We start from the raw sequence: 10,028 nt of genomic DNA, 5'->3' as shown, positions 1-10,028 counted from the left end.
TATCCTTTCTCTGCGCTGTGCTTATCTCAATGGTCAACTTTCCACTTGATATATGTGCAAAACTGAGATGCACCCATTCGTTTTTGGCACATTGCCACTGCCATTATCACCTCTACTGCACTTTGCTCCGTACTCGATTCCCCAGCCAACGCCCTCTTCCTCTCCGGCTTAGAAGAATTTATGCAAGAACTCGCAGAAGGAGCCTCTTCAGCAGGAGGCGAAGCTATTGATGCCGAAGTCATCGAACTGATTTTCAACTTAATTCGCGGAGCATTTCTTTTGTTAGTAGCAGCCGCTTCTCTTTTCGCCTACAACCAAGCACAACAAGGTAATGACTGGAGACCAATTGTTACCCAAGTTGCCTTAGCCTTTGCCATTGTAATTGCCGTTGACGTAATAACTTTTCTGTTCGTTGGCAATGGCGGAGGTGGAGGAGCTTAGGGAAGAATGGGAAGGGGAAGGGGAAGGGGAAGGGGGGAGATTAGAGGTGTGCAGTAAACAGCAAGCTGTTTAAATTTTCAGGTAGATGGCAGTTACACAATCCCTCATTTCTCTTCAAGTGGGTGAGTATATGTTAGATGTTGAAGCCCTCTAGTTTTTATCGGGTTGTTGCAATGCAAGTTTTCAAACTTCTCCCCCTCTCCCACTCTCCCCCTCTCTCGCTCTTCCCCTCTCCCCCATACCTCAACCTCAAATCTAAACTCGTTTAAATTATGATCAAAGACCCAGATAAAGACTTTATTTCTGTCAACAAAATTCTCGGCAAACAAGCCAGCATCGGCATCATTCCAGCGGAACAGCTAATTCCCTGGATGTTAATCACTGTAATTTCCTACATCCTCACCAACGGCCTATTCAGCTTAGGAATGCCTTGGTTTTTCATCACTACTTTCTGGCTAATTGTAAGCTGGTGGCTCCTGACAGGTAACAAACCTCACCTTTTTGTAGACAGGTTTAGACCTCCGCCGGGGAATGAGTGGTACAACGGTAATCTTTTATACCTTTCTCCCGTTCCCCAACACCGACCTAACCCGATTCGCCACCGAATTAGCGATGCACAAGTCCGAGTCAAACTTAAACCCAAAGTTGCTCCCACTCAACAAGGAGGTAACAGCCGACTTATGCCCTTTCAAAACTACCAAAACCTCCTGTGTTTAGTCACTATCAAAAAGGATGGTCGAGAAGTTTCTGGTTACTTACTGAATGAAGGCAGTCAATACCAAATTGTATTCGGATTCGAGACGGCTGGCTTTCACAACATTCTCTACCGCCATGAAGTAAACAATGCAGCCGCCGCCTTAGAAGAGGGGCTAAAAGACATTCCCCCAGGCGAAAAAATGACCTTTCACACCGGCTGCTACAGCAGCGATTGCGTTCGCCAGCAACAGTTAACTGAATTGGCTGATAACTGTCACCTAAAACCCATTTCTGTACTCGTTCGTAACGAACAGAAACGCATTCAAGAACTCAACTTAGCAGGCACCAGACAAGTGTGGAACCAAACTATTTTCTGCACTTGGACATTCAACGCTCAATCTGGCTCCAAATCCAACGACCCTCTGAGTAAATTCATCAATGGAATTATCAACACAGCCAACAGCATTGCTGCACAATTTACAGGCAACCAGCGCATCTACTCTGAACGCTTTTACAAACAACTGCTGCTCGATGGTTTCGAGCAAGGCTACATCCGGTGGGAACTCTTGCTAAACACCAAAATTGGACTGGAAATTCAACCCATGAATGCCCAAGCATTGTGGGGATGGCTGTGGCAAAAATTCAACAGCGCACCCGTACCACCTATCCCCCAACTTCTCACCTTAAAAGAAACCGCGTCCGACTACAAACTAACCGAAACCATCAACAGTCACAAACACGCCTGCACCATTTTAATTGAAGGTATGAGCGGCCGTTCGAGCTGCCCGGAACACAGAAAAGCTAGCTCACGCATTTTGCTCCCCGGCAGAAACGCAGAATGCGGCGTGCTAACAATGGAAGAGGGCCCCGGCGGCTGGCTCAATACCAGAGAGCAACTGCAATGGCTCTGGAAAATTATGAGCAACAGCTACGTCCGCGATACTGAAGCCGTTGTCGAAATTAGCGCCGCTCCCAACTTTATTATTCAAGACAACTTAGCAAGGCAAGCTAAACAATCTAAAAGTGCCAAAAAACGCGCTTTAGAAAAAGGTCAAGGTCGCGATGTAGGAGCAGAAGTCAAACAGGAAGAATCCTTTGAAGCCCAGAAAAAAATGTACAAAGGTGCAAGAGCAATTCACGCTGCTGTCACCTTCTTAGTCTACCGACCAACGCCGGAGCAACTAACACACGCTTGCCAAATGCTCTCCCACAGCTTCGGCTCTGCCAAGGTATTAAGAGAGCGCAACATTGCTTGGCAACTGTGGCTAGAAACTTTGCCCATTACTGTAAGCTGGCTGTTGCACAGCAGTTCGCTAATTAACGAACGCCGCCTCACCTTAGACACCGAAACTGTCCCCGGTATTTTGCCCTTAACTGCTGTAAGGGACATCGACTCAAAAGGAGTTGAATTCATCACCAAAGGCGGCAAACCCGTGTACGTTGACCTCATGCACAACCAAACCAGCCGCGCTGTCATAACAGGCGAGTCTGGTTCCGGTAAAAGTGTTTTGGGATGGCGATTTGCAGCCGATGCAATAGCCGCTAATATCCCAGTAGTCGGCATGGATATCTCAGCAGGAAGTGGCAGTACCTTTGAGACAGCAGTGAAACTGTTAGGCGACGACGGTGCATACTACGACATCACCTCTGGCAGCTCGAATCTACTCGAAATACCCGATTTGAGGCGTTTTGACAGAGAAGAGCGATCGCGCCGACTAGACCAATGGAAAGAGTTTATCAGAAAAGCGCTGACTATTATCAGCATGGGTAAAGTCCGCGACCCAAAATTAGCGCAGCGAGTCGATGCCATTTTGCTGCTAACTCTGAAAAAATTTCTGGAAGACCCAGACATTATCGAGCGCTACAATACGGCCTTTGAAAAAGGCTGGAAATCGACCGCGTGGCAAGAAATGCCAACCCTCACAAACCTCCTGAAATTCTGCACAAAAGAGCAACTAAACCTACAAAACTTTACCGACTTCGACCGCATTGCCATCAACCAAATTATCACTCAATGCAACGCATTACTAGCCTCACCTTTAGGTAAAGCAATTGGCAGACCGAGTACATTTTCACCCGAACCCGCTGTTAAGTTTTTTGCCCTTAGCGGTCTGGGCAACGAACAAGACCAGTATTTAATGGCTATTAACGCCCACGCTGCTTGCATCCGCAACGCACTTTCTCACCCTAAAAGCCTATTTATCGGAGACGAACTTTCGATTTTGTTTAAAAAAGACGGATTTGCTGAAGTAGTAGGGGAACTCTGTGCAGTGGGTAGAAAAAATGGCATTTCAGTGCTCTTGCTCTCCCAAGATATCGACAGTATTTGCGACTGTAGTGCGGGAACTATGATTATGCAAAACATGGTGTATCGAATTACCGGAAGATTGACATCAAACGGAGCAACTTCTTGGATAAAAAATTTGGGATATCCGGTTGAAATTATTAGCCAAAATGCCACAGAAGCTTTCCTTCCCAGAGCTGCCGACCTGTATTCCAATTGGCTAATTGAAAAAGGAGGTCGTTTCTGGCAAAGCCGATACTATCCAGGCGAAATGATATTAGCAAGTGTGGCTAACAATCAAGCTGAATTGATGGCTCGTGCGCGAGTGATGGCTCAATATCCCAATACGTTAAAAGGGCAATTGCTAGCACTCAAACAATTTGCCTCTGAATATGTACAAGCCGTTAAAGAAGGACGTTCATTAACCAATATTGGCAAGAATGCAGTCACTGATATCAATGGACACAAATCCCCTCAAGACCTTATTGCTAGCTAGACGGAGAAAAACCGATGAAATCACCGAAATTGCTTGTTAAACTTGCCCTCGGCATTCCTGCAATTTGGCTGAGCTTAATACTAAATTCTGTTGAAGCAAAAGCTCAAACCTATGACAGCAATCCGACTGCAACACAGCTTCCCAGTTTAAACAATCCATCGGGCAGCACTTTCAACCGCTCCAGCTTCACAGTTCCCAATCAACAAATAGAAAGCCAAATCCAACAATCAGCTAATAACTTCTTGAGCAATCCGAAAGAAATAGGAGGTATAGAAAACACAATTAGCGACATAACAGGCGAAATTTCCGATACCATCTCCATCATCTCCGACAGCATCTCAGGCATCTGGGACAATTTGTTAAATAAAGTCGAAAAATTTAGCAGTGAAATAGAGTCAACCCTCTCTTCATTCCTAGGAGAATTGAAAGTTCCAGACCTAAAAGAAGCAGTTAAAAGCATAATGGACGGCAACACCTCCGAAAGCGAAGGGACAAAACTATCCGCTGCTTTAGAGAAGAGACCGCAAGATTCTTACAGCCTCAAAGAGAATACCGCAGAACTAGCAGAAAGAGAAAGTGCTGTCAGTGAAGCCAATAAAGCCACTCTCAGTAAAGAAGCTCAACAAAAGCAAGCTCAGATGAAAGAAATTGTCCAGCAGAACGTAGAGCAAACTCATCGCGAGAGCCAAAATTCAATCGAATTGGGTGCTGATTCAGAAGGTCAAGATGTCACACAGAACATTATGAGAAACATATCTCAACAAAGTGCGATCGCAGCTAAGCAAGCAGCCTTATCAGCAGAAAATCAAAGTGCCTTAGTCATGCAGGGCCAGCAAGCTCAAATCGATCGCAGTTTTGCCAACATTCTCAACGCTCAACAAGCTGAAGAACTCAACGAAATTAACACAGCCCAGAGACGGCAGGATGCTGCGGCTGCTACCGCTTCTTCTACTCAAGCCGGACTGTTTCAAATGCCGGGAGGCATCACCCTGGGGGCAAGCGAAGACTGAAATCACAACAAGGAGACACCGCGATGCTGACACAACTAATCGCCCAAACTAGCACAGCAGGACAAGCCCTGGACACTCTCTCTGATGCCATAGAAGTCTCTCAAAAAACCGTCGAATCCTGGAATTTAGTTTGGTTTAACACCTTCAACACTCAAGAATCCTCTCTCTGGATTGCCTTAGTCAAACTAGGACTAATTCTGGCGGGAATATCTGTTACTTACCTCGCTATCACCAGTGGCAAAGAAATCATCGAAAAACAGTCTTGGTCAGAGCTAGTAGCCATGTTTATCTGGCTACTCGTAATTGTAGTATTTCTCAGCAACAACGGTAAAGTCTTAGCTGAAAGCGTCAAATTCATCAAAGCTGTAGGCAGCACTCAAGTTCAAGAAATTATGAAAATTCAAGTCGGAGAAATGACCTTCAGAACTGCCCTGAGCGACGTTAACCTCACCAGTGCTGGCAAAGAAGAAATCGAAAAACTCTACAGCGAATGTCAGGGCAAAGTTGGCTCAGCTTTAGTGGAATGTTGGAACAGCAAAAAACAGCCAGCTCAACAAATCCTTCAGGCAGCCGAACAGCAAAATGGAGGAGCTCTCAAAAGCTTGCAGCGATTTGTCGAAAACTTAGGCAATGTTGCCAATCTTCAGGATATAGGAAATGGCGATTTTGCAGGACAAGTTTTTAGGTCTACTGTCTTGCCCATCATTCGCTTAATTCTTAGATCAGTACAGTGGGCATTTGTCAATATTTTAGAAGCAGCATTGTTGCTAACAGCTCTATTCGGGCCTCTGGCAATGGGCTTGTCGCTGCTGCCACTCCAAGGAAAACCTATCTGGGCTTGGCTAATAGGATTTATGTCGTTATTTGGAGTGCAATTGGGGTACAACATCGTCGTTGGATTAGTCGCTGTAGTGATTGTCAAGTCCGATGCAGAGTTAGTTACAGATATCGCCTTTTTATTCTTTTTAGCTGTGTTTTCTCCCGTTCTAGCCGTGTTAATAGCCAAGGGTGGAGGAACTGCTTTGTACAGTGCGATCGCCAATAGCACCAAACAACTTACAGATATTGCCAGTAACGCGATCGGCGTTATTGCTGGAAAACTGATCTAGGGGAAGGAAATTCCGATAGCTTTTTCTTCACCGAACCGAGTTGTTACTCACTACTCAAACCCAGTTTCCCAATCCATTCCCTCCCTATCTCCCTATTCTCTATCCCCCATCTCGCCATCCCCTTCGATAATATGAAATTTCCACAATCACAACCCTTACTCCCTGAATCTAAAAACACTTTAGCCTTGTGCTTTGTTCTACTAACAAGCTTTGTTTTCCTCCTGACAATTACTGTTTTAGTGAATACAGTCAGTTTGAGAGCCTTATCTCAAAGAAAAGTTACCTTTGTCCAGTTAAAAGACGGAACCGCAGCACGAATTGCAGAACAAGATGAACTGTACAGAGAGCCTAAAATTATCCAAAATTTTGTATCCAGTTGGGTAAATTTAACCTGGGCTTGGTCAGGCAAAATTCCCGGCACAAATGACCCAGACCCCGGCATTAAAGTTAAAGGTTCCCAAGTTCCTAAAACTGCTTGGATGGGTTCATTGATGATGGAATCAGAGTTTGGTAAAGCTTCCCTGGTCGAACTTGCCAAACTCGTTCCCAACACCATCTATTCAGGAAAAATCCGCTCTGGAGTCTATATCTCTCACATCTCAGAACCGAGAGAAATAAAAAGAGGTGTTTGGGAAATAGATGTAATTGCTACTCGCGTAGTGCTAGAGCAAGGCATTGGAGAAAGCCGAGAACAGTTTAATCGAACTTTCACCGTCAAAGCCGTAGAAATTCCCAAATCCCCTCTCAAAGAAAACGCTAATGAATTAGAGAAGACTATTCACTCTTTGAGAGCAGCCGGATTAGAAATTTCCCGAATTGTCGAATTCAAACCATAGAAGAAGAAAGAGACATGGAAAGGGGACGCACCGGCAAGTGGGTAAATTTAAAAACCTACCGTAACCACTAAATAATTTAAACATTTAGTATGTTTCATCCCTTTGCTTGAAGTCTTCTCTCTTTGCTTTTTTATATACAGTTAAACACAACACATTCAACTCTAAAGCCATGACTAACAAAAGAAATGGATTAACCGAAAATCCAATTAATACCACTCCTGATAATAGTACCACTACAGCCAATATGAATCATACAACTGCATCAAGTGAATATACCCATAATAATGATGACGATAACATCAATTCCCCTATTTCCCCTTCTCCAAACCCTTCCCCTTCTGACGATGATATTGATGAAAACTTCATTGCTAATTTCGACCCCAATGCACCCCTAACACTTGAAACTCAATATCAACTCGCTCAAGATGAGGAAAGACCACTGCCCCCGCCTGTTTCCGAAAGAGGCGTTCCTAGAGCAGTGACAATGCTGCTGTTGACTGGTGGAATACTATTGCTAGGACTGCTGATTTGGCAATTTATCAAGCCTAAATCACCTCGCGAACCTATCGCACAATCAACACCAAAAGAAAGCTCTTCTGGCACCATTAAAGATGAAAAACCGGAGTTGCTGGCTAAATTAGCTTACCAAGACCAACAAAAACTGTTAGCCGAAAAACCGCAAAAAACCGCAAAACCCAAAACAGAACCGTCGCCCAAACCGTCAAGAGCCCCACGAAATCCGCGAACTCCGCGTCTAGTCGCTACCCGGAGCGCTGCACCGCCACCTACTCCTCTACGCGAACCCCTACCCGCACCCAGAACAGTAGTGCGGACGGTAACAGTACCCGCACCCATACCGCAAAGAACACTCGCGCCCCCACCAGCCCCCATACCCAAACCGTTAATACCCCCACCTTTAATTCCAACTCCAACAGAAGAAAAAATCGACCCGTTTGAGCGGTGGAACCAACTCGCCCAACTCGGACAAATTAGGGGAAATTTTGACCCTAACCGAATAGCGAATGCCGTGAGTGCAACACCAAGCACTCCAGCGACAACAAGTGCTACCGCCGCCGCTCTGACAAAGCCAGCTCCAACAACTGAATTCCTAACAGTCAATATCGGCAACCAAAAGTCGCAACCCTCATACGTTTCTTTCGAGCAAATCCCAGAAAAACTATATAGCCACCCAAATAACGCCAGCGGGGAAACGCTACACCCGGAGTTTCCTTATGGAGAGGACAGCCTCGAAACCACCGACAACTCCCAAAACCCCACTAACCAATTAACTCCGGCTTCCTTTTCCCCCCAAACAAGTTCCGATTCTACTGATAACTCAATCGAGACTGCGACTCGACTGAGCGCGAGCCGAACGTCCTTGCCCGCCGATACAGAATTTCAAACCCTTTCCCCTGAAGCTGCTCCAGAGGCTTCTGCCTTAACAAACTCCCCAACCCTAGAACAAGTAAACTCCCCAGGGGCAAAAGGCATTCTCAACCGCACGCCCCAAAGTTCTTCAACCTCCCAAACAGCTCAGGTTCCCCTTGGAACCAAAGCCAACGGCATAGTTTCGGTTCCCCTGTTGTGGGATGAAGGCTCAGGCAAACAGCTTTACGACAAATTTGCCGTCACCCTCACAGCCGACGTAACGGCAACTGACGGCTCTATTGCTTTTCCTGCCGGCACAGTTGTCATTGTCAAAGCCAACACCGTCAGCAAAACCAATCGCATGGTACAAGCTACTGCTGTGGCGCTCGTCTACTCTGATAGAAACGGTCAGATTAAACAGCAGCCCATTCCAGAAGGCGCAATTTTGATTGCAGGAGAGGGCGGGCGGCCGCTCATTGCTTCAGGCTACTTCGACCCCGGTTCTGATATTGCCGGACAAGATATCCTCACCGCAGTGCTGTCGGGAGTTGGACGAGTCGGTCAAGTATTCGCAGAGCCTAAAGTCAGGAGCTCTAGCAGTATTAGCGGTAGGTTTGGGAACAGTACAACCACCGTTGAAAGTCGAGACCCCCAAATTTGGTCAGCCGTCCTCGATGGCTTCTTCAGCCCCCTAGCAAAACGGATGGAAAGCCGCTCCGATAGAGCAACTGAAGAACTTTTAAACCGCCCTAATGTAGCTGTGGTTAATAAAGGAACCCCGGTTTCTATTACTGTTAACAGCTTTCTCAACATTTACCGATAACCGAGCCGTCGTGAGCGGGGGAGTGGGGAGTGGGGAGTAGGGAGTGGGGGAGAGACGGAGAGGGAGTGGGGGAGAGAGTGAGTGAGTGGGAGATTAGAGGTGTGCAGTAAACAGCAAGCTGTTTGAATTTTCAGGTAGATTGCAGTTACATAATCCCTCATTTCTATTCAATTAGGTGAGTATATGTTAGATGTTGAAGCTTTCTAGTTTTTATCGGGTTGTTGCAAGTTTTCAAACTTCTCCCCCTCTCCCACTCTCCCCCTCTCCCACTCTCCCCCTCTCCCCCCTCTTCCACTCTCCCCTTCTCCCCCTCTCCCCCTCTCCACTCCCATCATTCCGGTGCAACCAAAATTGAATAGCTTTCTCAATATCTGCCGATAACAATTATGAATGCTACAATGCTTTTCCCAAGAATTAAAACTCTCAGTTTGTCAATCCTTGCAGCAGCGCTCGCTGCTGCGAGCTACCCGAACTGTGCTTTTTCTCAATCAAGAGTAACAGGCTATCAAACTGTGGGTCGAGACATTGCCGTCAATAGTGCGATCGATATTTTAGTCTATCCCGGTCGCGCGAGTGCGATTGATTTCAGCTCAACCGACGAAGCTCTCGCCTACGTTTTAATTGCCGACCCCTCAAAAATAGTTTTCAGTACCGACGCACAGTTGGCAAGCGGCCTTGCCAAAACTGTTTTCTTGCGTCCCATTCAAGCGCTCAATTTTCCGGGAGCTACCACAGCTACCATCACTAACCTTTCAATCAAAACTGTAGATTCAAAAGGGAAACAGCGACTTTACAACTTCAACATCGTTCCTACCAACAAAGAACCAGAACACTTAGGAATTCGCATCGCTCCCGTCACCCCAAGAATGTCGCCGACTGTGAACGTTGTAGGACTTACGCATTGACAAATCTGCCCAAATATGAAGCAAGTGCTAAAATTACGGAATTCCTTTGGCAGGTAAAGT

General features: G+C 46.1%; 7 protein-coding genes. All 7 read left to right on the top strand.

Annotated features, from left to right (window positions below; all coding sequences use genetic code 11):
- The first annotated feature begins 180 nt into the window (after positions 1 to 180).
- The 7 genes from QUA47_RS28970 to QUA47_RS28940 all read left to right on the top strand — a co-directional run bounded on the left by QUA47_RS28970 (position 181) and on the right by QUA47_RS28940 (position 9,968).
- Positions 181 to 441, top strand: coding sequence for a hypothetical protein (locus QUA47_RS28970; RefSeq protein ID WP_333433329.1), 261 nt, complete (start codon positions 181 to 183; stop codon positions 439 to 441).
- A gap of 272 nt (positions 442 to 713) precedes the next feature.
- Positions 714 to 3,917, top strand: coding sequence for a hypothetical protein (locus tag QUA47_RS28965; protein WP_333433328.1), 3,204 nt, complete (start codon positions 714 to 716; stop codon positions 3,915 to 3,917).
- A gap of 14 nt (positions 3,918 to 3,931) precedes the next feature.
- The gene (locus QUA47_RS28960; protein WP_333433327.1) at positions 3,932 to 4,927 is read left to right on the top strand and encodes a hypothetical protein; all 996 of its coding nucleotides are present in this window, start codon (positions 3,932 to 3,934) and stop codon (positions 4,925 to 4,927) included.
- Positions 4,928 to 4,950: 23 nt separating this feature from the next.
- Positions 4,951 to 6,036 carry a hypothetical protein gene (locus QUA47_RS28955; RefSeq protein ID WP_333433326.1) on the top strand — a complete coding sequence of 362 codons (1,086 nt, stop codon included), beginning with the start codon at positions 4,951 to 4,953 and terminating at the stop codon, positions 6,034 to 6,036.
- 239 nt (positions 6,037 to 6,275) lie between these two features.
- Positions 6,276 to 6,872, top strand: a complete 597-nt coding sequence (locus QUA47_RS28950; protein WP_333433325.1) for a hypothetical protein — start codon at positions 6,276 to 6,278, stop codon at positions 6,870 to 6,872.
- A gap of 169 nt (positions 6,873 to 7,041) precedes the next feature.
- The gene (locus tag QUA47_RS28945; protein WP_333433324.1) at positions 7,042 to 9,063 is read left to right on the top strand and encodes a hypothetical protein; all 2,022 of its coding nucleotides are present in this window, start codon (positions 7,042 to 7,044) and stop codon (positions 9,061 to 9,063) included.
- Positions 9,064 to 9,449: 386 nt separating this feature from the next.
- Positions 9,450 to 9,968 (top strand): hypothetical protein, encoded by a 519-nt coding sequence (locus QUA47_RS28940; RefSeq protein ID WP_333433323.1) that lies wholly within the window; start codon positions 9,450 to 9,452, stop codon positions 9,966 to 9,968.
- Positions 9,969 to 10,028 lie beyond the last annotated feature (60 nt).

Source organism: Microcoleus sp. MON2_D5 (assembly GCF_036701905.1).
GTDB lineage: Bacteria > Cyanobacteriota > Cyanobacteriia > Cyanobacteriales > Microcoleaceae > Microcoleus.
This window is presented reverse-complemented; position numbering and strand designations above follow the sequence as displayed.

What these genes read in the sequence shown, in the direction of transcription:
- QUA47_RS28970 (WP_333433329.1), top strand. Translation starts at nt 181, where the DNA reads ATGCAAGAACTCGCAGAAGGAGCCTCTTCAGCAGGAGGCGAAGCTATT.
- QUA47_RS28965 (WP_333433328.1), top strand. Translation starts at nt 714, where the DNA reads ATGATCAAAGACCCAGATAAAGACTTTATTTCTGTCAACAAAATTCTC.
- QUA47_RS28960 (WP_333433327.1), top strand. Translation starts at nt 3,932, where the DNA reads ATGAAATCACCGAAATTGCTTGTTAAACTTGCCCTCGGCATTCCTGCA.
- QUA47_RS28955 (WP_333433326.1), top strand. Translation starts at nt 4,951, where the DNA reads ATGCTGACACAACTAATCGCCCAAACTAGCACAGCAGGACAAGCCCTG.
- QUA47_RS28945 (WP_333433324.1), top strand. Translation starts at nt 7,042, where the DNA reads ATGACTAACAAAAGAAATGGATTAACCGAAAATCCAATTAATACCACT.
- QUA47_RS28940 (WP_333433323.1), top strand. Translation starts at nt 9,450, where the DNA reads ATGAATGCTACAATGCTTTTCCCAAGAATTAAAACTCTCAGTTTGTCA.